This is a genomic window from Micromonospora sonchi (genome assembly GCF_014646235.1).
Lineage (GTDB): Bacteria > Actinomycetota > Actinomycetes > Mycobacteriales > Micromonosporaceae > Micromonospora > Micromonospora sonchi.
The window spans coordinates 1-24,651 of record NZ_BMNB01000046.1; the positions used below are offsets into that span (position 1 = coordinate 1).

Genomic DNA, 24,651 nt, shown 5'->3' on the forward strand with positions numbered 1-24,651 from the left:
GTGCTTGCCCTGGACGGAGAGGGCGTTGCTGGCGGCGGCGGGGCCGCAGTAGTAGAAGGTTTCCTGGGCCTGGTAGCGCACGGGGAGTTGGCGTTCGCCGCCGGTCTTGCGGTCGGCCTGCACCTGGGCGGTGGTGGTGGCCGGGGCGGCGTGGGCGGTGATGGCGGGGCCGGCGATGCCACCGGCGGTGGCGGCGGCAGCGGCGATGGTCAGGGCGGTCTTACGCAGGATGGTGGTACGCATGATGGGTCTCACCTTCCATTCGGGGGTACGCGGTCCGCGCCGCAAAGGGGGATGCGGCTGGGCCGCGCGAAATGGGGAAAGAAGATCGGGTGCCGGTCGTCGGAGATCCACGTAGGGGGACCGGGTCACGACGTCCGGGAGAGATGTAACGCCGGGCGGCGGGGGTGCATTCCGGCCGACCCGGTCGCGGTGCCGGTGGGGCGTCGCGGTGCGGCGCCGGTGGGGCGTCGCGGTGCGGCGCCGGTGAGGCATCGCGGTGCGGCGCTGGGAGGCGTCGCGGTTACGCCATGTCCAACGACCCGGGGCCCGGCATGATTCCGCGCCGACGGTGACCCGGACCACCGGTCACCCGGGGTGATACCGGACATCGGGCCCGCCGGCCCCACCTCATTCGGACATCGCCCGCAAGGGGGATGCTCCCATCGAGTCAGCTCCCCCGCCCGGTCCGGGGCCGCCCACCCTGGCCACGGCGGCTGACGAAGCTTCGGTCGCGTTCCTGTCGAGCTGAGCCGTTTGTGCAGTCACAGCACAGCAGCCGACTTGGGCGAGGCTCTCCAGGCGGGCCGGCAGCGAGCCAGACTGGCCGGCAGCGAGCCGTCTGCGCTATCAGCTCGACAGGGGCGGGATGTGGACCGTGTCCGTTTCGGCCCTGCCGGAGGCGGGTGATCCGCCGACGGTCAGTCCTGGGCGGATCGGGTCGCGGCCCGCTCCTGCGGCCCCCGTCGCGGTGCCGGAATGCTCGGCTGCGCCGGCCAGGGCACCCCGGGGCAGCGGTGGAAGGTGATCCCGGCCGCCGCCCACCGAACGCCGTGTCCGGCCAGACGCTCGCGGAACGCGCTCCAGTCGTGCGTGGCCGGGGCTGACCAGCCCAGCTCGGCGATGGCCGGCAGCCGGGGGAGCAGCATGAACTCGATCTCCGCGCGGGTGGTCACCGACTCGGTCCACAGCGGCGCCTCGACGCCGAGCACCGCGTCGGCCGGCACGTCGGTCAGGTGGGTGGCCGGATCCCAGTCGTACGCCCGGCGCACGTCGATCAGACCGGCCCAGTCGTGCCCGATCGGGGTGTCCGGGGCGTACTTCATGTCCAGGTAGGCGTGGTTCGCGGGGGAGAGGATCAGCTTGGCGCCACGGCGTACCGCCTCGGCGGTGACCGGGTCGTCGCCGTTGGTGCCCCACCACTGCAGGAGACGACCGTCGGCGTGGGCGGCCGGGGCGATCTGGTGCCAACCGATCACGTTGCGGCCCAGCCCGCCGACGATCCGCTGCACCCGCTCGACGAAGCGGGCGTACTCCTCGGCGGGCACCTTGAACGCCTCGTCGCCGCCGATGTGCAGCCACGGACCGGGGGTGAGCGCGGCCAGTTCGCCGAGCACGTCGGCGACGAAGTCGTATGTCCGATCGCTGGTCGGGTCGACGTAGCTGAACCCGACCTCGGTGCCGGTGTACGGCGGCGGGGCGACCCGGTCGGGTGCCAGCTCCGGGTACGCGACCAGTGCGGCGTTGGTATGGCCGGGCAGGTCGACCTCCGGCACCACGGTGATGTGCCGGGCCGCCGCGTACGCCACGATCCGTCGGTAGTCGGCCCGGGTGTAGTGCCCGCCGGGATCGTCGCCCACCGCACCGGCGCCGCCGACGGTGGCCAGCCTCGGCCAGGAGTCGACCGCGATCCGCCAGCCCTGGTCGTCGGTGAGGTGCAGGTGCAGGTGGTTGAGTTTGTAGCGGGCCAGGTGGTCGATGACCCGCAGCACGTCGGGCACGCCGAAGAAGTGTCGGGCCACGTCGAGCATCGCGCCCCGGTACGGATAGCGCGGCCGGTCGACGATCGACCCGCCGGGCAGCGCCCAGTGCGCGGCGACCGGGATCGGGCTCTCGATCGCGGGCGGGAGGAGCTGTCGCAGCGTCTGCACCCCGTGGTGGAGGCCTGCGGCGGTGCGGGCGAGGACGCGTACCCCGTCGGCGGCGATGTCGAGCCGGTAGCCCTCGGGTCCGAGATCGGCGTCGCCGGCCAGGTCGAGGGCGATGCCGCCGGCCGCCGACGGCGCGGCGGTGTCGGTGACCGGCAGCGGGTAGCCGGTGGCCGGGCGCAGCAGCGCGGCGAGCTGCTCGCCGACGGCCAGCGCGGCCGCATCGGCGCTGACCCGGATCACCGCGTCGGCCCGGAGCAGGTGGTCGGCGGTCGGGTCCGGCGTGACCCGTTCGGGGGCGGGCACCACATCGCCCAGTCGGACCGGCGCCGGCGGGGCGAGCCGCGTCGCGGCCTCCCGCTCCGCCGTCCCGGCCAGCTCGGCGGCGGTACGCGCCCGCGCCGGCAGGGCGGCGTCGGCCGGACCGGACGGGGGACGCGACTCCGGGGCGGTGTTGGACGGCGAGGACACGACGTGGCTCCGAGGGGTGTATTCGCGGCGGTAATGGCAAAGGCGCGGCGGTGACGCTGCGTGGCGCCAAGGGTACGGGAGGACGGCGGTTGCGTGATGGTGCGCATGGAATCGTTCCCAGGAAAGGCCGCGGACACGGATGGTGGGCGTTGCTGTGCCCATCGTCACCGAATGGTTCCCGCGGCGATCAGAGTTCGCTTAGCCTTCGCCCACCGATCCGCATCGTTCGCCGGATTTTGCCGGAGGGCTCCGGGGAATCAATGAACTGAACCTTCGTTAAGTGTAAATCCGGGCGCGTGGGAGGCTTTGGGTGGCAGCACACAAGTACGTCTACGACTTCGCCGAGGGCAACAGGGACCTCAAGGACCTCCTCGGTGGCAAGGGTGCCAACCTGGCCGAGATGACCAACCTCGGCCTGCCGGTTCCGCCCGGCTTCACCATCACCACCGAGGCGTGCAAGGCGTACCTGGCCACCGGCGAGGAACCGGCCGGACTGGCCGACCAGGTCGCCGCGCACCTGACGGCGCTGGAACAGGCGATGGGCCGCCGCCTCGGCGATCCGGCCGACCCGCTGCTGGTCTCCGTGCGCTCCGGGGCGAAGTTCTCCATGCCCGGCATGATGGAGACCGTCCTGAATGTCGGCCTCAATGACCGCAGCGTGGAAGGACTCGCCCGACAGGCCTCCGGCGGCGCAGCCGATTCGGCCGCCTCCGGCGGGGCCGACCGGTTCGCCTGGGATTCGTACCGACGGCTGATCCAGATGTTCGGCAAGACCGTCTGCGAGGTGCCGGGCGAGGCGTTCGAGCACGCGCTCGACGAGGCCAAGCGCACCAAGGGCACCACCAACGACCTCGATCTGGACGCGGCCGACCTGCGGGGGCTGGTCGACGCGTACAAGAAGATCTTCAGCGAGCACACCGGGCGGGAGTTCCCGCAGGACCCGCGCGAGCAGCTCGACCTGGCCATCCGGGCGGTCTTCGAGTCGTGGAACGCCGAGCGGGCGGTGGTCTACCGCCGGCAGGAGCGGATCCCGGCCGACCTCGGCACCGCCGTGAACGTGGTGGCGATGGTCTTCGGCAACCTCGGCCCGGACTCCGGCACCGGGGTCGCCTTCACCCGCGACCCGGCCAGCGGCGCCCAGGGCATCTACGGCGACTACCTGGCCAACGCACAGGGCGAGGACGTGGTCGCCGGGATCCGCAACACGGTGCCGCTACAGGAGTTGGAGCGGATCGACAAGGCCTCCTACGACGAACTGCTCGACTACATGGCCCGGCTGGAGCGGCACTACCTGGACCTGTGCGACATCGAGTTCACCATCGAGCGCGGCAAGTTGTGGATGTTGCAGACCCGGGTCGGCAAGCGCACCGCCGCCGCCGCGTTCGTCATCGCCGGCCAGCTCATCGACGAGGGCCTGATCGACCTCGACGAGGCGCTGCACCGGGTCAACGGCGCCCAGCTCGCGCAGCTGATGTTCCCGCGCTTCCAGCTCGACCACGAGTTCCAGCCGGTCGCCGCCGGCGTCGGTGCCTCGCCCGGGGCGGCGGTCGGCAAGGTGGTGTTCACCTCGGCCCGCGCGGTCGAGCTGGCCGGCCAGGGCGAAAACGTCATCCTGGTCCGTCGGGAGACCAACCCGGACGACCTGAACGGCATGATCGCAGCCCAGGGCATCCTCACCTCCCGGGGCGGCAAGACCAGCCACGCCGCGGTGGTGGCCCGCGGGATGGGCAAGACCTGCGTGTCCGGTGCCGACGAGCTGGACATCACCGTGCCGCAGCGCAGGTTCACCGTCGCCGGGCACACCGTGCACGAGGGCGACGTGGTCTCCATCGACGGCACCACCGGCAAGGTCTACCTCGGCGAGGTGCCGGTCATGCCGTCGGAGGTGGTGCGCTACTTCGAGGGCGAGCTCGATCCCGAGACGATCGACGACCCGCTGGTGCGGGCCGTACACCGGATCATGTCGCACGCCGAAACGCGGCGGCGGCTGGCGGTACGCACCAACGCCGACACCGCCGCGGACGCCGCGCGGGCCCGGCGCTTCGGGGCGGAGGGCATCGGGCTGTGCCGGACCGAGCACATGTTCCTCGGCGACCGGCGTGAGCTGGTCGAACGGCTGATCCTGGCCCGCGACGCGACCGAGCGGAACGACGCGCTGGCCGCGCTGCTGCCGCTGCAGCGCGCGGACTTCGTGGAGATCTTCCGGGAGATGGACGGGCAACCGGTCACCGTACGGCTGATCGACCCGCCGCTGCACGAGTTCCTGCCCCCGCTGGAGCAGCTCGCCGTCGATGTCGCGGTCGCCCAGGAGCGCGGCGAGGACGTGGCCACGGAGGAGGCGCTGCTCGCCGCGGTGCGCCGGATGCACGAGGAGAACCCGATGCTGGGGCTGCGCGGCGTACGCCTCGGTCTGGTCATCCCCGGTCTCTTCGCGATGCAGGTCCGGGCGATCACGGAGGCCGCGGTGGAGTGCGCCCGGCAGGGGGTGCACCCCCGCCCGGAGATCATGGTCCCGCTGGTCGGCGCGGTCCAGGAGTTGGAGACGGTACGCGCCGAGGCCGAGAAGATCATCGCCGAGGTGGCCGGCGGCAGCGACGTCGAGGTGCTGATCGGCACGATGATCGAGGTGCCCCGGGCGGCGCTGACCGCCGGCCAGATCGCCGAGGCGGCGGAGTTCTTCTCCTTCGGCACCAACGACCTGACCCAGATGGGCTGGGGCTTCTCCCGGGACGACGTGGAGGGCGCCTTCTTCTGGCGCTACCTGGAGCTGGGCATCTTCGGCATCTCACCGTTCGAGTCGATCGACGCCGACGGGATCGGCCGGCTGGTGCGCATCGCGGCGGAGGAGGGCCGAGCCGCCCGCCCCGGGCTCAAGCTCGGCGTCTGCGGCGAGCACGGTGGCGACCCGGACTCGGTGCACTTCTTCCACTCGATCGGGCTGGACTACGTCTCGTGCTCGCCGTTCCGGGTGCCGGTGGCCCGGCTCGAGGCGGGGCGGGCCGCGGTGGTGACGGCCGGCTCGGACAGTCGCTGAACGAGAACCTCTCCCGCTCGGTCTCCGCACCGGGCGGGAGGGACACCCAGATCGGCGGCCGGCGGAGCGGCTCAGATCGGCGGCCGGCGCCAGGTGATGTGCGGGTCCCGGCGCGGGCGTTGGCCCGGCAGGGTGGCCATCGGGGTGCGCACGGCCAGTGGGGCGTGCGGGTCCGGCGGGTGAAGCGCCGGCGCGGGAGGCCGCCGGGCGGCGAGCATCGGGCCGGCCCGGTCGGCCACGGCCCGCGCCTCCTCGCGCAGCGCCGCCAGGTCGGCCCCGGGGGCGGCGACCAGGGTCAGCAGGGCGTCCTGGCCGGCCGGGTAGGTGACCACGCAGCCGGTCGTGGTGTGGACCACCGACTCGTGGAACTCGCCCTGCCGGACGGTGGCCGCCATCCGGTGGCCGAGGCCGAAGCTGGCCGCCGCCAGCGCGGCCAGGTGGGTGGCGTCCGTGGCGGGCAGGTCGGTGGAGATCAGCAGGCCGTCCGTGCCGGCGAGGACCGCGCCGGCGACTTCGGGGCGGCGTCGGCGCAGCCCTCGTAACTCGGTGCCCATCATCGTTTCCGCGTTCACGAGCGTGTCTCTCCCGCCGGTCGTGTCTCCGCCTCAACAGGTGACGTTGCGCGATGGCGACGTTACCCGCCAGCGACAATTCCCGCGATCCCGTGACCGTCGGCGATCGGTCGACAACTCTCGTCTGATCGGTGGATGCGGACCCGTCGGGCGCAGGTCGTCGACGCGCCGTCCGGCCCGGCCGGGCGTAGCCTGATCTCGCCCGAGGACCGTCTTCCACGAAGGGGTGGCCGGATGAGAGCGCGTACCGAGCTGTCGAAGCAGACTCCCGCCGTTGTCCGGACGGCGGTGCCGGCATGACCAGCGTCTGGCAGAGCCTGACGGTCGATGCCCGGGATCCCGGCCGGTTGGCTCGCTGGTGGGCCGAGGCGCTCGGCTACCAGGTGATCACCGAGCGGCCGGACGAGGTGGAGATCCGCCAGTCCGCCGACCGGCTGCCCGGCATCGTCTTCGTGCCGGTGAACGGCGCCAAGGAGGGCAAAAACCGGCTGCACCTCGACCTGCGCCCGGCCGACCGGGAGGCCGAGGTGGAACGGCTGGTCGACATGGGCGCCCGGCACGTCGACGTGGGCCAGGACGGCGCCGACTGGACGGTGCTCGCCGACCCGGAGGGCAACGAGTTCTGCGTGCTGCGGCAGCGTGGGGATTGACCACTGACGCGGCCCGGCGGGTGGTCGAGCCGGTCAAGGACGCCGGCCACGGCCGGTCGCAGTACGAACGGGACCGGGCCAGGGTGCTGCACTCGGCGGGCTTCCGCCGGCTCGCCGCGAAGACCCAGGTGCACCTGGCGGGCACCGACGACTTCCTGCGTACCCGGCTGACCCACTCACTGGAGGTGGCCCAGATCGCCCGGGAAATGGGCGCGCGGCTGGGCTGCGACCCCGACGTGGTGGACACCGCCGGGCTGGCGCACGACCTCGGGCATCCGCCGTTCGGGCACAACGGCGAGGCTGCGTTGGACGCGGTCGCGGCCACCTGCGGCGGGTTCGAGGGCAACGCGCAGACGCTGCGCGTACTGACCCGCCTCGAGGCCAAGGTGTACGGCCCGGACGGCGGGTCCGTCGGCCTGAACCTCACCCGTGCCTCGCTGGACGCGGTCGCCAAGTACCCGTGGCCCCGTCGGCCGGGCCGGCGCAAGTTCGGGGTGTACGCCGACGACCTGCCCGTCTTCGCCTGGCTCCGGCAGGGTGCACCCGTTGGCGACCGGTGCTGCCTGGAGGCGCAGGTGATGGACTGGGCCGATGACGTGGCGTACTCGGTGCACGACGTGGAGGACGCCATCCACGGCGGGTACCTGACGCTGGAGCCGCTGCTCGCCGACGCCGACGAGCGGGCCGCCCTCTGCGCCGACGTCGCCGCCGTCTACTCGATCGAGTCGCCCGATTATCTCGGCGCGGCCCTGGTGGACCTGCTCGCCGATCCGGTGCTCGCTCCGCTGGCCACCTACGACGGCAGCCACCGCGCCCAGGCCGCGCTCAAGACCACCACCAGCGTGCTGACCGGACGTTTCGTGACGACCGCCGTCACCGCCACCACGGCCCGGTTCGGCCCCGGGCCGCATCGGCGCTACGCGGCCGACCTCGTCGTGCCCCGGCCGCTGCGCGCCCGGTGCGCGCTGCTCAAGGGCATCGCCCTGCGGTACGTGATGCGCCGCGCCGACGCGCAGGGACGCTACGAACGCCAGCGGGAAATCCTCACCGACCTGGTCGGGGTGCTGGCCGAGCGGGCGCCGGAGGCGTTCGACCCGGTCTTCGTCCCGCTGTGGCGCGCCGCCCCGGACGACGCCGCCCGGTTGCGGGTGGTGGTCGACCAGGTGGCCTCGCTGACCGATCCGGCCGCGATGACCTGGCACACCCGCCTGGTTGGTTGAGGCTAGCCTGGCCAGATGACGGAGCGCCCGAAGACAGTCACCATCACCTCCGCCCGCGTGCTGCGCACCGAGCGACCCACCGCGCATCTGGTCCGGCTGGTGCTCGGTGGGGAGGAGTTGGCCGACCTGCCGGTCGGGAAGTTCACCGACCACTACATCAAGATCATATTTCCGGTCGACGGGGTCGACTATCCGCGCCCGCTGGATCTCGCCGCGATCCGCCGTGACCTGCCGCGCGAGCACTGGCCGCGGCTGCGCGCGTACACCGTGCGGGCCTGGGACGCGACGGCCGGCGAGATGACCGTCGACGTGGTGCACCACGGCGAGGAAGGGCTGGCCGGGCCGTGGGCCGCCGGGTTGCGACCCGGCGACGAGGTCCTCTTCACCGGGCCCGGCGGGGCGTACGCGCCGAGCCCGGAGGCCGACTGGCACCTGCTGGTCGGCGACGAGAGCGCGTTGCCGGCGATCGCCGCGTCGCTGGCGCGGTTGCCGGTCGACGCGCCCGCGCACGTCTTCGTCGAGGTGGAGGGACCGGTCGACGAGCAGCCGCTGCCCAGTCCCGGCGCGGTACGCCTGACCTGGCTGCACCGCGGCGGGCGCCCGGTGGGCGAGGCGCTGGTGGCGGCCGTACGTGCGCTCGACTTCCCGCCCGGCACCGTGCACGCCTTCGTGCACGGCGAGGCGGGATTCGTCCGCCAGTTGCGCCGGCTGCTGCGAATCGACCGGGGCGTGCCGCGCGAGTGGCTCTCCATCTCGGGCTACTGGCGTCTGGGCCTGGACGACGAGGGCTGGCGGGCCAGCAAGCCCGACTGGAACCGCCAGGTCGAGGCCGACGAGTCCACCCCCCGCCCCTGACCCCTGATCTCTCCCCCCGCCCCCTCCCTCCCCCCGCCCTTCCCCCCCCCGCCCCTCCCCCCTCCCCGCCCCTCGCACCCCACGCCCACCATGCGCTCCGCGATCTTGCACTTTCCGTCGGCACAATCTGGGGCATAAGCCGCGTAATGGCGACCAAAAGTGCAAGATCGCAGGGCAGGGGCAGGGGGTGGGTGGGGGCGAGGGTGGGGTGGGGTATTTGTCGGAACAGCGGGTGGGGGTGGGGTCGGGGAAGGAGGATGGTCGGGGGTGGGCCATGGGCGAGCAGGTCGACGAGAAGAACGACAGATCCGACCCGGTGGTGCTTGGACTGGGTGTCGGCGGAGTGCTCGCCGTGGTGCTCTGGGGGGTGCTGGCGCGCGACTCGTTGGCCGGTGTCGGCGAGTCCGGCCTCACCTGGGTGATGAGCACCTTCGGTTGGTTCTTCGTGGTGGCGGCCAACGCCTTCCTGGTGCTGGCGGTGGTGCTGGCGCTGTCCCGGTTCGGCCGGATCCGGCTCGGCCGCGACGACGACGAACCCGAGTTCACCACGCTGGCCTGGACCGCCATGATGTTCAGCGCCGGCATGGGCATCGGTCTGGTCTTCTTCGCCGTCGCCGAGCCCATCCAGCACTACGCCACGCCGCCACCGGCGACCGGTGTCGCGCCGCAGACCGGCGCGGCCGCCGCGGCGGCGATGCAGTACACGCTGTTCCACTGGACCCTGCACCCGTGGGGGATCTACGCGGTGGTGGCGGTGGCGCTGGCGTACTCGACGTTCCGGCGGGGTAGACAGAACCGCCTCTCCGCGGCGTTCCGGCCGTTGCTGGGCGACCACGCGGACGGCGTCGCCGGCCAGGTGATCGACCTGTTGGCCATCTTCGCCACCGTCTTCGGCACGGCCACCAGCCTCGGCCTCGGCGCTCTCCAGGTCGCCGCCGGGCTGGACCTGGTCGTCGGCGTACCGAACAGCATCGCGGTGGAACTGGTGGTGATCGGGGCGCTCACCCTGGCCTTCGTGATCTCCGCCTTCTCCGGGCTGCACCGCGGCATCAAGTGGCTCTCCACCACCAACGTGGTGCTGGCCGTGGTGCTGATGATCTTCGTCTTCGTGGTCGGCCCGACCATCTACACGCTCGAGGTGCTGCCCGCCTCGATCGGCGACTACCTGAGCAACCTGGTCGTCATGTCCACCCGGACCGGCGCCTTCTCCGATCCCGCCTGGCTCGGTCACTGGACGATCTTCTACTGGGCGTGGTGGATCTCCTGGGCGCCGTTCGTCGGCACCTTCATCGCGCGGATCTCCCGTGGTCGTACCGTCCGGCAGTTCCTGATCGGCGTGCTGCTGGTGCCCAGCGGCGCCAGCGCCGTGTGGTTCGCGATCATGGGTGGCAGCGCGCTGCGGGTACAGGCGACCGGGCTCCGTGACCTGGTGGCGGACGCCGAGGTCGGCAGCGAGCAGGCGCTGTTCGGGCTGCTGGAAGCGTTGCCGCTGGCAGCGCTGACCAGCGTGGTCGCCATCGTGCTCGTCGCCCTCTACTTCGTCACCAGCGCCGATTCCGCCTCGCTGGTGCTCGGCTCGCTGTCCTCCCGGGGCGCGTTGCGACCGCACCGGATGCTGGTGGTCAGCTGGGGCATCCTGATCGGTGCCGTCGCCGCGGTGCTGCTGCTCGCCGGCGGCCTCGGCGCCCTCCAACAGGCCACCATCATGATCGCGTTGCCGTTCGTGGTGGTGATGCTCGGTCTGGCCGCCGGGCTGGTCAGGGACATGGCCCAGGATCCGCTGTTGGCCGTGCCGGCGCGCACCCGCCGGCACGGCCTGGCCGAAGCGGTACGCGCCGCCCGGTCGTACCAAGAGGAGGACCCACCCCCGGTCCGTCGCTACCTACGCCGCCGCCCGCGCTGACGCCCCCCATTCCGTACGTGCCGATGCCGTACGCGGCGCCGGTCGGCCCGCACCATGCTGTTAATAAGGGGCCCTTCCTCTACCGCAGGCGTTAACAGGGGGCCCTTCCTTACCCGCGTGAGCGGGGAGGCAGGATGTATGCGGAGGGGGTGACGGTATGGCGGGGCGAATCCGGGACGAGGACATCGCGCTGGTCCGGGAGCGCACCTCCATCGCCGAGATCATCTCTGACACGGTGACGCTCAAGTCGGCCGGCGCCGGCAACCTCAAGGGGCTCTGCCCCTTCCACGACGAGAAGAGCCCGTCGTTCAACGTCTCGCCCGTCCGCAACGTCTGGTACTGCTTCGGCTGCGGTGAAGGTGGCGACGCCATCAAGTTCCTGATGGACGCCGAGCACCTGAGCTTCGTCGAGGCGGTGGAGCGGCTCGCCGACCGGGCCGGGTTGCAGCTGCGCTACGTCGAGGACGACCGGGCCACCGGCCGCAGCCGCCCCCAGCAGGGGCAGAAGCAGCGGTTGGTCGCCGCGCACGCCGCCGCCGTGGAGTTCTACACCGCCCAGCTGACCACGGCCGGCGCGCGTACCGCCCGGGAGTTCCTCGCCGAGCGGGGCTTCGACCGGGCCGCCGCCGAGCGGTACGGCTGCGGGTTCGCCCCCGAGGGCTGGGATCCGCTCACCCGACACCTGCGGCAGCGCGGGTTCAGCCACGACGAGCTGGTGACCGCCGGGCTGTCCCGGCCGGCCCGCTCGGGCAGCCTGATCGACCGGTTCCGGCGCCGGCTGCTCTGGCCGATCCGCGACCTGACCGGCGACGTGATCGGCTTCGGTGCCCGCAAGCTGTTCGACGACGATGACGGCCCGAAGTACCTCAACACCCCCGAGACGCCGATCTACAAGAAGTCGCACGTGCTCTACGGCATCGACCAGGCCAAGCGGGAGATCGCCAAGCAGGGCCGGGTGGTGGTGGTCGAGGGCTACACCGACGTGATGGCCTGCCACCTGGCCGGCGTACCGACCGCCGTGGCGACCTGCGGCACCGCGTTCGGCGCCGACCACATCGGCGTACTGCGCCGGCTGCTGCTGGACACCGACGCGGTCGCGGGCGAGATCATCTTCACCTTCGACGGGGACGCCGCCGGACAGAAGGCCGCGCTGCGCGCCTTCGAGGACGACCAGCGCTTCGTCGGGCGTACCTTCATCGCGGTCAGCCCCGACAACATGGACCCGTGCGAACTGCGCCTGGCAAAGGGTGACCTCGCCGTCCGCGATCTGGTTGCGCGCCGCGAACCGCTCGTCGACTTCGCGCTGCGGCACGTGATCAGCCGCTTCGACCTGGACACCGTCGACGGCCGGGTCGAGGCGATGCGGCGGGCCGCGCCGCTGGTCGCCAAGCTCAAGGACCAGGAGAAACGCCCCGAGTACGTACGCAAGCTCGCCGGCGATCTCGGCATGGAGATCGAGCCGGTGCAGCGGGCGGTGCTGGCCGCCGCCTCGGGACGATCGGCGAACGGGCCGGCGCGGGCCGCTCGCAGCGAGCCGGCGGTGGACAGCCCGCAGTCGATGGTCGAGCGGGAAGCGCTCAAGCTGGCCCTCCAGGAACCGGTGCTGGCCGGCCCGATGTTCGACGCGGTCGAGGCGTCCGACTACCGGCACCCGGTGCACGTGGCCGTCCGGGCGGCGATCGGGGCGGCCGGCGGGGCCGCGGCGGCCACCGGCGGCGCGGTGTGGATCGAGTCGGTCCGCGACGCCTGCGAAGACCTCGCGGCCCAGGCCCTGGTCGGCGAGCTGGCGGTGGAGCCGCTGCGGATCGACGGCGAGCCCGACCCGCGCTACGTCTCGGTCACCATGGCCCGCCTCCAGTGGGGGTCGGTGACGGCCCGGATCCGCGAGCTGAAGTCGCGGATCCAGCGGATCAACCCGGTCAGCGACAAGGACGAGTATTTCGCCACCTTCGGTGAGCTGCTGTCGCTGGAGCAGCACGCTCGGGCCCTGCGGGAGCAGGCGGCGGGAGGATTGTAGAAACATGGGACTGTTCCGTCGCCGGCCGAAGCTGTCGCCGGCCGACCGGCCGCCGCTCCAACGCGACGAACGGGTGCTGTCCTGGGCGGCCGTCGGCGAGGGCGATGGGGTGCTGGTCGCCACCAACCTCGGGCTCTGGCTGCCCGGGCGCGGCCACCGGATCGGCTGGCACGACATCGTCAAGGCCGTCTGGTCGGGCCGGGAGCTGACCGTCACCCCGGGTGAGCGGGTCGCCGAGCGCGACGGCTACCTGGTGGTCGCCGATTGTCCGGCGGAGCGCTACCTGCTGCTGGATCCGGGCGAGCTGCCGCACCAGGTGCGGGCCCGGGTCACCAAGTCCGTGGCGTACACCCAGCACCACGCCCTGCCCGGCGGCGCCGGCCGGATCGTCGGGCGGCGGGTGCCCGGGGTGGACGGTCTGACATGGATGGTCCGCTACGACCCGGGGACCCCGGTCGACGATCCGGACGTTGTCGCGGAGACCGACCGGCTCGTCGCCGCGTCGCGCGTCGCGACGTCGCCATCGGATGAGTGAGGCCCCGATCGCCGGCCGTTGAGCCGGCAAAGGCCCGCCGGGGCCTGACGGGCCTCGGCGGGCGAGGCCTGGCGAGCGGGGCTCGGCGGGAAACTCGGTTTGGAGTGTCGGACCGGGTGTCTAGGGTCGGGGAGTGACCATGGCACCACCACTCATCCAGGCCCGGGGGCTGGTGAAGCGGTTCGGCGACTTCACCGCCGTCGACGGCATCGACGTGCAGGTGCGCGCCGGTGAGGCGTTCGGCTTCCTCGGGCCCAACGGCGCCGGCAAGTCGTCCACCATGCGGATGGTCGGCTGCATCTCGCCGCCCAGCTCCGGGGAGCTGCGCATCCTCGGCATGGATCCGGTGCGGGACGGCCCCGCCATCCGGGCCCGCCTCGGCGTCTGCCCCCAGCTCGACAACCTCGACCCGGAGTTGACCGTCCGGGAAAACCTGACGACGTACGCCCGCTATTTCGGCATCCCCCGCCGGGTGGCCCGGGCACGCGCCACCGAGCTGCTCGACTTCGTGCAGCTCAGCGAGCGGGCGGACAGCAAGGTCGAGCCGCTCTCCGGTGGCATGAAGCGCCGGCTCACCATCGCCCGCGCGCTGGTCAACGAGCCGGACATCGTCCTGCTCGACGAGCCGACCACCGGCCTCGACCCGCAGGCGCGGCACCTGGTGTGGGAACGACTGTTCCGGCTCAAGCAGCAGGGCGTCACGCTGGTGCTCACCACGCACTACATGGACGAGGCCGAGCAGCTCTGTGACCGGCTGGTCGTGATGGACGGTGGGCGGATCGTCGCCGAGGGATCACCGCGCGCGCTCATCGAGCGGCACTCCACCCGCGAGGTGGTCGAGCTGCGGTTCGCCGCCGAGTCGCAGGAAGCGTTCGCCGGCAAACTGGACGGCGTGGGCGAGCGGGTCGAGGTGCTGCCCGACCGGATCCTGGTCTACGTGCCCGATGGCGACGCGGCGGTGGCCGAGGTCGCCGCGCTCGGCCTGGAGCCGGTCAACGTGCTGGTCCGACGCAGCAGCCTGGAGGACGTCTTCCTGCACCTCACCGGCCGCACCCTCGTCGACTGAGCAAGGCGCGGGGCTCCGCCGGCCCGAAAACGCACGCCGAAGATGAGTCGTTTGTCCGGCACAACCGCGGGTATGCGCCGCTGCCCCAGGGCCAACAGGACGACCGCTCACAGGTAGGGCATGACCATGAACAGTGACGAACAGTACGAGCGTGGCCTGGAAGCGCTCCGGCAGGCCGCCGGCGGGGCTGGGCAGCGACTTCTCGACACCCTTGCCGACGTCTCACCCGAGCTGAGCTACCGGTCGGTCGCCTGGTCGTACGGTGACCTCTACGTCCGGCCCCAACTGGCGCGCCGCGACCGGGAACTCCTGACCCTCGGCATACTCACCGGCCTCGGTGGTGCCGATGCCCAGCTGGAGGTACACGTCAACGGTGCGCTCAACGCCGGCCTGACCCCCGGCGAAATCGTCGAAGCACTGCTGCAATCGGTGGTCTACTGCGGCGTGCCGCGGGCGGTCAACGCCACCCTCGTCGCCAAGAAGGTCTTCGCCGAGCGCAACATGCTCCCCGTCCCCACCACCGCGGCCGGCTGACCGCGCGCCGGCCGGGACCATGGTCGGCTGAGGCTTATGAGCCGGCGGCGGGTGCCGGTGACCGACGGTCCGCTCACCGGGCGCGGGCCCAGGTCAGGAAAGGTTTGGGAGTCGATCCGGGGTGAGGCACTATCGCAACAGCAGTCCCTCGACCTGATGACGGAAGTGGCGGAGACATGGATTTGACCGGCGTCCGGTGGCGCAAGAGCACCCGCAGCAACGGCAGCGGCGGCGCCTGCGTTGAGGTTGCCGACAACCTCCCCGACCTGGTGGCCGTACGCGACTCGAAGGACCCTGCCGGGCCGGTGCTGGCTTTCGGGCCGGCGGCCTGGCGTGCGTTCGTCGCGCGTACCTCCGAGCGGCGGTAGCGCCGCGCCGACCGCACCACCGCGGTGTTGTATCGAGGCCGCTCGGCGCCGGTGTTAATAAGGGTCCCTTTCTCTACCGCAGGCGTTAATAAGGGGCCCTTCCTTCGCCTGCGCCGTAGGGTGACCGAGGCTGTCGTACCGGTGCGGTAGGAAGGCCGGGTGGACGGGGGAGTGGCGTGACACAACTGACGCGGGAGCAGGCTCGGCCGTCCCTACCGCGGGTGCCGGCGCTGGCGGTGTTCGAGTACCACCTGATCGGTTATCGGCGCACCTGGCGGGCCGGGGTCTTCTCGTCCTTCCTGCTGCCCACGCTGGCCGTGCTCGGGTTCGGGGTGGGCGTCGGGGCGTACATCGATCGGGGGGTCGGTGGCGTCTCCTACCTGGAGTGGATCGTCGGGGGTCTGCTCGCGTCGACGGCGTTGCAGGTGGCGGTCGGCGAGTCGACGTGGCCGGTGTTCGGCAACCTCCAGTGGACGAAGATCTACTTCGCGCAGCGCTCGGCGCCGTTGCGGGTGAACGACATCGTCGCCGGCCACCTGGCGTTCGTGCTGTTCCGGGTGCTGACCTCGATCGTGGCCTTTCTCCTGGTGACCGGCGTGCTGGGGGCGCTGCGGTCGCCGTGGGCGGTGCTGGCGTTGCCGGTGGCGGCGCTGCTCACCCTGGCCGTGGCGGCGCCCGGCTTCGCGTACGCGGCGGTGGTGGACACGGACAGCTGGCTCGCGATGCTGTCCCGGTTCGCGGTGATCCCGATGACCCTGTTCGCCGGGGTGTTCTTCCCGGTCGAGTCGCTGCCGCTGGTGCTGCGCTGGGTCGCGTACGCGACGCCGCTCTGGCACGCCGTCGACCTGTGCCGGGCGGCGGTGCTCGGGGTCGCGCCGCAGTGGTCGGTCGCCGGCCACCTGTGCTACCTCGCCGTCTGGGCGGCTGCGGGCTGGCTGCTCGCGCGCCGCGCCTTCGCCCGCAAACTCGTCGTCTAGGAGGGGTGTCATGGTCAACCTGGTGCTGCCCCGGCTGGTCGGCGTCTCCGCAGCGTCGCGTCGGTCCGCGTCGGTCACCGAGCGCAACATCGCGGCGCTGAAGCCGGTGTACTGGCTGCTGCTCGTCTCCGGCTTCGTCGAGCCGCTGCTCTACCTGCTGTCGATCGGTGTCGGGGTGGGCGCGCTGGTCGGCGACCTGACGCTGGCCGGCGGCGAGGTCGTCACGTACGCGGCCTTCGTCGCCCCGGCGATGCTCGCCTCGTCGGCGATGAGCGGCGCGCTCTCGGAGACCACCTTCAACTTCTTCGGCAAGATGAAGTACATGAAGCTGTACGACGGGGTGATCGCCACCCCGGTGCAGCCGTTCGAGATCGCCCTCGGCGAGCTGGCCTGGGCGATGCTGCGGGGCACCGCCTACTCGGGCGCATTCCTGGTGGTGATGGTCGGGATGGACCTGACCGCCCCGGCCCGCGCCCTCGCCGCGTTCCCGGCGGCGGTGCTGGTCGGCTTCGCGTTCGGCGCGTTCGGCCTGGCGATCTCCACGTTCATGCGCAGCTGGCAGGACTTCGACCTGATGGGCTCGGCGCAGTTCGTCCTGTTCCTGTTCTCCGGCACCTTCGTGCCCGCCGAGGCGTACCCGGTGGTGCTGCGCTGGCTGGTCGAGGTGACCCCGCTCTACCGGGCGGTGCACCTGATCCGCGGGGTGACCGTCGGTACGGCGGGCTGGGACTGGCTGCTCGACGTGCTCTACCTGCTCGTGGTGCTGGCGGCCGGCCTGCTGATCGCGTCGCGCCGGATGAGCCGCCTGCTCTACCGCTAGGTGGTCGCCCCGCCCGGCCAGTTCCGCCACGGACCGTGCAGGGCAAGGTGATCAAGAGGTTTGCGCCGGGAATCGGGGCGGGTCGTGACGCAAACCTCTTGATCAACGCGGGGCGAAACGCGGGGTCAGTTGCCCTGGTAGTAGCGGGCGGCGCCGGGGTGCAGGGGGATCGGGTCGGTGGTGGCGGCGGACTGGCGGTTGAAGTTGCGGGCCTCGGGGTGGGCGGCGGCCAGGTCGGCCTGGTACGTGAAGAGCAGACGGGTCAGGTCGTACGCCAGCTGGTCGGGCATGTCCGCGCTGACCAGGATCATGTTGGCCACCGTCACGGTCGGGGTGCCCTCGGGCGTGTCGTAGGCCTTGCGGGGCAGCTCGGCGGTGGTGTAGACCGACCCGTGCGCCGCGCTGAGCGGCTCGAGCAGATCGGCGACCGGCAGCAGGGCGAACCGGTCCCCTGCGCCGTTGAGCAGATCGGCGATGCCCGGGGTGGGCAACCCGCCGGAGAAGAACATCGCGTCCAGCTTGCCGGCCCGCATCCGGGCCACCGTTTCCGGCAGCGACAACCGGGCCCGGCGTACGTCCCGGTCCGGGTCGAGTCCGGCGGCGGTGAGCAACCGGCCGGCGATCACGTCGGTACCGGACTTCGGTGAGCCGGTGGAGACCCGCTTGCCGCGCAGCGCCGCCAGGTCGGTGATCTGGGCGTCCACCCGGACGATCACGTGCGTGTAGTTGCTGTAGACCCGGGCCAGGGCCCGCACCGGCTGGGGCCGTCCGGCGAAGGCACCGCGTCCGGCGGTGGCGTCCGCCGCCGTGTCGGCCAGGCTGAAGGCGATCTCCATGTCGCCCTCGACCAGCCGGGTGATGTTCTCTCCCGAGGCGCCGGTCGGCTCGGCGCGGGCCTCGTAACCGGACAGGTGGCGGCTGATGACGTCGGCGTATCCGCCGCCGAGCTGGTAGTAGACCCCGGTGGTGTTGCCGGTGGCCAGGAAGATCCGCCCGTCGTGCCACGGCCGTGGTTGCGGGGTCTGCTCAGTGCCGCAAGCGGCGACCAGCACGACCGCCAGCAGCATCGCCACCATCCCAAATCGCCGGCTCGTGACGGCCCTCCGCTGGCGCTGCGGGCCGCCGCGAGGCACCAGGGCGCTGCGCTGATGATTCGCTCGCTGACGCTCGCTCATGCGCGTACCGCCGGTTCCAGGGCCTCGGCGACCCGCTGGACCAGCGTGGCCGTCTCGTAGCCGATCTGGCCCAGGTCACAGCCGGAGGCGGCCAGCACCCCGAGCAGGGCCCGGTCGCCGACCGCCATCACCAGCAGTACGCCGCCGTCCATGTCGACGATCTGCTGCCGGACCCGACCGGCGGACATCAGTCGGGCGGCGCCGACGGTCAGGCTGGCCAGACCGCTGATCACTGCGGCGAGCTGGTCCGCCTGGTCGGTGGAGAGCCGGGGCGAGGCAGCCAGCCGCAGGCCGTCTCCGGAGACGGCGAGGGCGTGCGACACGTCCGGGACCTGCTCGGCGAAGTTCGCCAGAAGCCAGTCGAGGCCGGGGCTGACATTGGTCATCATTGAGTTCTCCCGGGAGGTTTCGTCTGGTTACGTCGCATCGCGGAGGCGACCCCGGCGGAGAGGGCGGACAACCGGGCCCGTACCACCTCGGGGTCGAGCAGGTCACTGGTGGCCTGCTGCGTCGGCGGGTCGTGCAGTTCGGCCTGCAACCCGCCGCCGCGTATCCGCCGGGGCAGGCCGCCCGTGGTGGTCGCCCCGGACTGCCGGCCGCCGGGCGTCCACGCCGGCTGGTCACCGTCCGCCGCCGGCCAGGTCCCGGTCCCGTTCGCTGGCCCGTTCGCCGCCGAGGCGCTCGGCGCGGTCCAGGTCGCCGGCGGGCGGTCCGGGGTCGGCGCGGACCAGGTGGCGGTCGCGGCGGCGCCGTTACGCACCACCGGAAGGGTCATCGTCGGAGCCTGATGGGCGCTGAACCGCTCCGGCGACGCGGTCACCAGGTCCATCCTGGGCGGTGCCGCAACGGCCTCGCCGACTCGCGGCCGGAACCAGGCGCCGGCGGCCGACGGGGCGGAGCGTGGGCCGACCGTGGGTCGACCGTTGACCTCCTCGGCCCGGGTGAGCAACGCCTCCGGCACGTCCACCTGGGCCACCATGCCCGCGCCGGTGCTGTGCAGCCGTACCAGGATGCCGTGCCGGGCGGCCAGGTGCGCCACCACGTGCAGGCCCATGCTGCCGGCCGCCGCGCTGGAGAGCATGGCGGGTGCCCGCAGCCGTTCGTTGATCTCGGCGAGCCGGCGGTCGCGTACGCCGATGCCCTGGTCGTGCACGCGCAGCGTCAAGCCGTCGACGGTACGCCGTCCGTCCACGTGCACCGGGGCCTGCGGCGGCGAGTACGCGGTCGCGTTCTCCAGCAGCTCGGCCAGCAGGTGGACCAGGTTGCCCACCGCCGACCCGTGCACCGCCACGAAGGGCACGTCGATCTCGACCCGGGCGTACTCCTCGATCTCGGAGGCGGCACCGCGTACGACGTCGGCCAGCAGGCGTGGTCCCTCGTGCGAACGGCCGAGTTCACCGCCGGCGAGGACCAGCAGGTTCTCTCCGTTGCGCCGCATCCGGGCGGCGAGGTGGTCGAGCGCGAAGAGCCGGGCCAGGGCGTCCGGATCAGTCTCATCCTGCTCGAACTCGTCGAGCAGCCGCAGCTGCCGGGTGATCAGCGTCCGGATCCGGCGGGCCAGCGCCTCGACCATCCGGGTCACGTCCATCCGCAGCTCGGCCTGCTCGCCGGCGAGCCGTAGCGCGGCCCGGTTGACGGTGTCGAACGCCTCGGCCACCTGGGCGATCTCGTCCCGTCCGCGGCTGATTCCCGCGGCGAGCTGCGACGCCGGTCCCTCCGCCCGGCCGGCGTCGCCGGCCGAGATCGCGGTGATCCGCTCGGGCAGTTCCCGGTGCGCCATGGTGAGCGCGGCCACCCGCAGCCGGCGCAGCCGGCGGCTGGTGCGCACCGCCAGCAGGGCGGCGGCGGCCAGCGAGGCCAGCGCCAGCGCGCCGGTGGACCCGCCGGTGACCAGTGCCCGCTGGCGGGCCTCGGCGGCCAGCGTGACGGCGCGGCGGTCGAGTTCCTCGGAGAGTTCCCGGCCCAGCAGGTTGAGCCGACGGATGGCCCCGCTCTGGGCCACGTACCAGGCGTCGGCATCGGTGGCGAGCGCGGCCGGTTCGGCCTCGGCGTTCAACGCGCTGTCGCGTATCCGCCGAGCGGTGGAGACGTCGGTGCCGGCGTTCAGGCGGGTGAACGCGGCCGCCGCGTCATCCCCGGCGATCCGGGAGAACTCGGCCTGCCGCTGTTCCTGTGCGCCGCGCAGCCGGCCGAGTCGGACGAGTTCGCCCTCGACCAGGCTGCCCCGGACGAAGATGGTCCGAAGCAGGTCGCGTTCCAGCGAGGCCAGATGTTCCTGGGCGGCGACCGCGGCCACCTCGCGGGCCCGGTTGGCCAGCTCGGGGTCGCGCAGCTGGGCGGGCAGCGCGTCGGCGACGACCAGCAGCGACTCCGCCAGGGCCGCGAAGACGCCGTCGGCGGTGTCGGTGCGCAGCGCGGCACCCCGCGCCTTGTCGAGCTGGTTGAGGTGTTCGGTCACGCCGTCCAGCGCCCGGCCCAGGTCGGGTGCGGCGGTGCGGGCGTCGGCGCTGGCGGCGCGGTAGCGTTCGGCGGCCTGGTCCACCCGCCGCCGCTGGGCATCGACCAGCGGCCGGCCGGAGGTCCCGCCGCGCAGCCGCAGAGCGGCGGTCTCGCCGAGTTCCCGTTCCAGTTCGTGGACCAGGGACACGGTGGCGGTGGCGGTGCCGGCCAGGATCCGGGCGCGTTGCGCGTCGACGGAGGCGGAGAGCGCGTTGCCGGTCTGGATCGCGCCCAGCACGACCAGACCGGCGGTGGCGACCAGGATCGGCGCGAGTAGCTGGGTACGCACCGACCACAGCCGGTCGGTGTGCCCGGATGGACGGTTGTGCCGGCGTACGCGGGCCAGAGTGGGCAACGGCACGGGGTTTCTCCCGAGGTCGGGGCGACCGGACCGGGCGTCACCACCCGGTCCGGTCACCTTTGGTCAGCTCGCGCCGAGGTCCTGCAAGGCCTTGACCGCGCCCCGGTGCAGGCCGACCGGGTCGGTCTTGCGGGCGCTGTCCAGGGCGATGCCGTTGGCAGCGGGGTTTGCCTGGGCCAGCGCGTCCTTGCGTTGGAACACCGTCCGGGTGATCGCGCAGGCCACGTTGGCGTCGAGGTCCTTGCGGACGAGCAGCACGTTCGGGACCACGATGGTCGGGGTGTCCGCGGAGGTGGCGTAGACGTCCTTGCCGATCGTGCCGGCCTGGTACGCCGGGTTCAGCTCGCTCATCTTGGGCAGCAGCGGGGTGATGTCGATGAACTTGACCTTGTTGCCGGCGGTGGTGAACAGGTCGGTGAGCCCGCCGGTGGGCAGACCACCGGACCAGAAGAAGCCGTCCAGGGTGCCGTCCTTGAGGCCCTCGACGGTCTTGGTCAGGTCGAGCCGCTGGGCCGCGATGTCGGCGGCCGGGTCGAGACCGGCGGCCTCCAGCAGACGGTTGGCGATGACCTCGGTGCCGGACTTCGGGGAGCCGGTGGAGATCTTCTTGCCCTTCATGTCGGCCACCGAGTTGATGCCGGAGTCGGCCCGGACGACCACCTGGGTGTAGTTGTCGTAGATCCGGGCCAGGGCCTCGACCGGTTGCGGTGCGGCGAAGCTGCCCTTGCCCTGCACCGCGTTGACGGCGGTGTCGAAGAGGGAGAAGGCCACGTCGTACTGGCCGCCGACGAGCTGTTCGATGTTCTGGACCGAGGCGCCGGTCTCGGCCGCGGTGCCGGTCAGCCGGCCGCCGGTGCTGTCCGCGAGCTGACTGGCCAGGGCGTTGCCGACCACGTAGTAGACACCGGTGGCGTTGCCGGTGGCGATGCCCACCCGGGTGTTCTCGGCCACCTCGCAGGTGACGGCGCTCGCGGTGTCGTCCGTGGCGGCGGCGCCCTGACGACCCCCGCAGCCAGCGGCCCCGGTCGCGACGAGGGCGAGTGCTCCCAGCCCTGCCGCGAACCGCACGTTGATCCGTCTCACACTTGCTCCTTTCTGAGTAGTGCCGGTGATCCGGCTCGCGTCCCGCCGGTGGGCCCGGCGGATCCGCGTCGTACGAGCACGCCCACCGCCATGACGCCGGCCAGCACGGTGCCGATCGCGACGGGCACGGGTTGCAGCCAGAGCAGGGCCAGCCCGGCGACCACGCCGAGCACGCGTTCCGGCACCCCCGCCGGGCCGACGCCGGGCAGCCAGCCGCCGGCGGCGACGGCCAGCACCGCCACGCCGAGCGCGGTGACCATGGTGGCGACGACGATCCGCTGCGGGCCGCCGATGCCGAGCAGGCCGAGTCCGGTCGGTGTGACCACGAAGGCCAGCGGGATGAGGTACGCCGGCAGCGCGTACCGCAGGGTGTGCCACATCGTCGGCACCACCCGGCCGCCGGTCACCGCGGCGGCGGCGACCGCGGCCAGCGCGGTCGGCGGCGACACCTCGGACAGGACCGCGAAGTAGAAGACGAACATCGCCGCGGCCGGGGTCGCGACGCCGAGGCCGAGCAGGGCCGGCCCGATGATCACCCAACCGATCACGAAGGACGCGGTGACCGGCACGGCCAGGCCGAGCAGGCTGAGCGCGACGGCGGCGAGCAGGGCGGTGAGCGCGAGCACCACGGCCGGGTCGGAACTGGCCGTGCCGGCGGCGTTGACCAGCAGCGCGGCGGCCTGCGGGCCGAGGCCGGTCTTCGTGGTGGTGGCGGTGATGATGCCTGCCGCCGCGCAGACCACGGTGACCGCGAGGACGCCGCGTACGCCGGCGGAGAGCGCGGCGACCAGTCGGGCCGGGGTGAGCCGGTGCCGCCGGTCCAGGATGGACAGGACGATCGCGAGCAGGGTGGCCAGCACCACGGCGCGGGTGGCCGACACGCCGACGACGAGCAGCCCGACGATGGCGAGCAGCGAGGCGAAGTGGTACCCGGAGCGGGCCAGCAGCCGCCAGGCGGAGCCGGCCTCCAGGGCCGCCGGCCGTACGCCGGAGCGCCGCGCGTCGATCTCCACCGAGAGCACGATGCCGAGGTAGTAGAGCACGGTCGGCACCATCGCCCAGCCGAGCACCCGCAGGTAGGACACGCCGAGGTACTCGGCGATGATGAAGGCCGCCGCACCCAGCGTCGGCGGCGAGAGGATCGCCCCCACGCCGGCCGCGGCGAGCATCCCACCGGCCCGTTCCGCCGGATAGCCGGCGCGACGCAGGATCGGCCAGGTGACTGCGCCGATGCTGACCGTCGTCGCCGCTCCCGACCCGGAGACGGTGCCGAGCAGGAAGCCGGAGGCCACCGCAGTCCGGCCGGCGGCGGTGCGGGAACGCCGGAACGCCGCAGCGGACAGCTCCACGAAGAAGCGACCCGCGCCGGAGAGGTCGAGCACCGCCCCGTAGATGGTGAAGAGCACGATGTACGTGGCCGCCACGTCCAGCGGGGTGCCGTAGAACCCGCTGTCGGAGTTGTAGAACGCGTCCACCAGCTGCCCGAAGTCCAGCCCGGCGTGGGCCACCGCCCAGGACTGGGGGAGCAGACCCCCGTAGTAGCCGTACCCGAGGAAGAGCACGCAGACCGCGGGCAGGATCCAGCCGGTGGTGCGGCGGCAGGCCTCCAGCAGCAGGAGCAGCAGGACGGTGCCCATCGCCACGTCCAGGCCGACGAGCAGCCCCTGCCGGTCGAGGAAGGCGTCGTAGCCGCCGCCACCGCCGAACAGGGTGACCGGCAGCACCGGGTAGAGGCAGCCGGCCAGCGCGGCAGCGGCCAGGACCCAGTCGAGGCGGCTCGGCCCGGACGGGTCCGGCTCGATCTGGCCGTTCGACCCGGCGTCGTCGCGGTGGGGCCGGCGCAGGCGGCGGGGTAGCCGCAGGTCGGCCGGGTAGGCGAGGAAGACCAGCGGGAGTACGCCGGCCAGGAAGTAGATCAGGTAGTACTTGCTGCCCTGGGCGAGTGGCCGGAACACCTGCCAGAGCGCGAGCAGGGCGATCGCCAGCGTCGCGGCGGTCAGGACGACGGCGACCGGTCCGGACAGCCGCCGGCCGGGCTTCTCCTCCTCGAACCGGGCGGTCAGTTCGCGGGGATCCACCACCGGTGCCGGCTGCCGGTCGACGCCGGCGTCCGGTGTCGCCGGACGGTCGCGGCGCGGGGGCGTCGTCGCGGTGTCCCGATCGATTTCCGCCACTGAGGCGCGGGGGCGGTTCGGCTCGGGTCCGGAATCTTCGGTGAATCGGATAGCCGACACGATGGGGGACGATACGCGAATTGGCTCCGGGTTGGGAACATTGTCGATCATCGTTTCCCTGAGTGACTTTCATTTTGTTTCAGTCACGCGCCCGGGCGAATGTTTCAGAATCCGTTTCGCGATCGGCGTG

General features: G+C 72.4%; 18 protein-coding genes and 2 pseudogenes. 12 read left to right on the top strand and 8 right to left on the bottom strand.

What is annotated here, in order from left to right; genetic code table 11:
• Positions 1-243, bottom strand: a pseudogene (locus tag IEY61_RS29005) (C39 family peptidase); the annotation flags it as partial.
• Positions 244-920: 677 nt separating this feature from the next.
• On the bottom strand, positions 921-2,618 hold the full coding sequence (locus tag IEY61_RS29010; RefSeq protein WP_189050083.1) for a beta-N-acetylhexosaminidase: 1,698 nt from the start codon (positions 2,616-2,618) through the stop codon (positions 921-923).
• Between the two features lie 310 nt (positions 2,619-2,928).
• On the opposite strand from IEY61_RS29010, the gene ppdK reads away from it, so the two are divergent.
• Complete coding sequence (gene ppdK, locus IEY61_RS29015; RefSeq protein WP_189050085.1) at positions 2,929-5,652, top strand: pyruvate, phosphate dikinase; 2,724 nt, start codon at positions 2,929-2,931, stop codon at positions 5,650-5,652.
• 71 nt (positions 5,653-5,723) lie between these two features.
• On the opposite strand, the gene IEY61_RS29020 is transcribed toward ppdK, so the two are convergent.
• Positions 5,724-6,224 carry a roadblock/LC7 domain-containing protein gene (locus IEY61_RS29020; protein ID WP_189050096.1) on the bottom strand — a complete coding sequence of 167 codons (501 nt, stop codon included), beginning with the start codon at positions 6,222-6,224 and terminating at the stop codon, positions 5,724-5,726.
• A gap of 296 nt (positions 6,225-6,520) precedes the next feature.
• Between IEY61_RS29020 and IEY61_RS29025 the strand changes: the two genes are divergently transcribed.
• The 11 genes and pseudogenes from IEY61_RS29025 (at position 6,521) to IEY61_RS29075 (ending at position 17,169) form a co-directional block, all read left to right on the top strand.
• Positions 6,521-6,874, top strand: coding sequence for a VOC family protein (locus IEY61_RS29025; protein WP_189050098.1), 354 nt, complete (start codon positions 6,521-6,523; stop codon positions 6,872-6,874).
• Entirely contained in the window at positions 6,871-8,094 is a 1,224-nt protein-coding gene (locus IEY61_RS29030; protein ID WP_189050100.1) for a deoxyguanosinetriphosphate triphosphohydrolase, read from the top strand. The genes IEY61_RS29025 and IEY61_RS29030 overlap by 4 nt, the downstream gene beginning before the upstream one ends.
• 15 nt (positions 8,095-8,109) lie before the next feature.
• The gene (locus IEY61_RS29035; protein ID WP_189050102.1) at positions 8,110-8,949 is read left to right on the top strand and encodes a siderophore-interacting protein; all 840 of its coding nucleotides are present in this window, start codon (positions 8,110-8,112) and stop codon (positions 8,947-8,949) included.
• A 274-nt stretch (positions 8,950-9,223) separates the two neighbouring features.
• Positions 9,224-10,852 (top strand): BCCT family transporter, encoded by a 1,629-nt coding sequence (locus IEY61_RS29040; RefSeq protein WP_189050104.1) that lies wholly within the window; start codon positions 9,224-9,226, stop codon positions 10,850-10,852.
• Positions 10,853-10,986: 134 nt separating this feature from the next.
• Positions 10,987-12,869, top strand: a pseudogene (gene dnaG, locus IEY61_RS29045) (DNA primase).
• 4 nt (positions 12,870-12,873) lie between these two features.
• Positions 12,874-13,404, top strand: coding sequence for a hypothetical protein (locus tag IEY61_RS29050; RefSeq protein WP_189050107.1), 531 nt, complete (start codon positions 12,874-12,876; stop codon positions 13,402-13,404).
• Positions 13,405-13,537: 133 nt separating this feature from the next.
• A complete protein-coding gene (locus tag IEY61_RS29055; protein WP_189050109.1) occupies positions 13,538-14,470 on the top strand; it encodes an ABC transporter ATP-binding protein in 933 nt (310 codons plus the stop codon).
• 126 nt (positions 14,471-14,596) lie between these two features.
• Positions 14,597-15,004, top strand: a complete 408-nt coding sequence (locus tag IEY61_RS29060; protein WP_229706535.1) for a carboxymuconolactone decarboxylase family protein — start codon at positions 14,597-14,599, stop codon at positions 15,002-15,004.
• Between the two features lie 176 nt (positions 15,005-15,180).
• Positions 15,181-15,372, top strand: a complete 192-nt coding sequence (locus IEY61_RS29065; protein WP_189050113.1) for a DUF397 domain-containing protein — start codon at positions 15,181-15,183, stop codon at positions 15,370-15,372.
• 176 nt (positions 15,373-15,548) lie between these two features.
• Positions 15,549-16,349 carry an ABC transporter permease gene (locus tag IEY61_RS29070; protein WP_189050115.1) on the top strand — a complete coding sequence of 267 codons (801 nt, stop codon included), beginning with the start codon at positions 15,549-15,551 and terminating at the stop codon, positions 16,347-16,349.
• 10 nt (positions 16,350-16,359) lie between these two features.
• Positions 16,360-17,169: an ABC transporter permease gene (locus IEY61_RS29075; protein ID WP_189050118.1), complete on the top strand. Its 810-nt coding sequence runs from the start codon at positions 16,360-16,362 to the stop codon at positions 17,167-17,169.
• A gap of 125 nt (positions 17,170-17,294) precedes the next feature.
• Here IEY61_RS29075 and IEY61_RS29080 read toward each other — a convergent pair whose 3' ends face one another.
• From IEY61_RS29080 to IEY61_RS29100, 5 genes are all read right to left on the bottom strand, one after another.
• Positions 17,295-18,236: a TAXI family TRAP transporter solute-binding subunit gene (locus IEY61_RS29080; protein ID WP_229706536.1), complete on the bottom strand. Its 942-nt coding sequence runs from the start codon at positions 18,234-18,236 to the stop codon at positions 17,295-17,297.
• Positions 18,237-18,340: 104 nt separating this feature from the next.
• Entirely contained in the window at positions 18,341-18,733 is a 393-nt protein-coding gene (locus IEY61_RS29085; RefSeq protein ID WP_373293238.1) for a roadblock/LC7 domain-containing protein, read from the bottom strand.
• Positions 18,730-21,204, bottom strand: coding sequence for a sensor histidine kinase (locus tag IEY61_RS29090; RefSeq protein WP_229706537.1), 2,475 nt, complete (start codon positions 21,202-21,204; stop codon positions 18,730-18,732). The genes IEY61_RS29085 and IEY61_RS29090 overlap by 4 nt, the downstream gene beginning before the upstream one ends.
• Before the next feature lie 63 nt (positions 21,205-21,267).
• Positions 21,268-22,287, bottom strand: coding sequence for a TAXI family TRAP transporter solute-binding subunit (locus IEY61_RS29095; RefSeq protein ID WP_189050120.1), 1,020 nt, complete (start codon positions 22,285-22,287; stop codon positions 21,268-21,270).
• The gene (locus IEY61_RS29100) at positions 22,284-24,368 is read right to left on the bottom strand and encodes a TRAP transporter permease (protein WP_189050147.1); all 2,085 of its coding nucleotides are present in this window, start codon (positions 24,366-24,368) and stop codon (positions 22,284-22,286) included. The genes IEY61_RS29095 and IEY61_RS29100 overlap by 4 nt, the downstream gene beginning before the upstream one ends.
• Positions 24,369-24,651 lie beyond the last annotated feature (283 nt).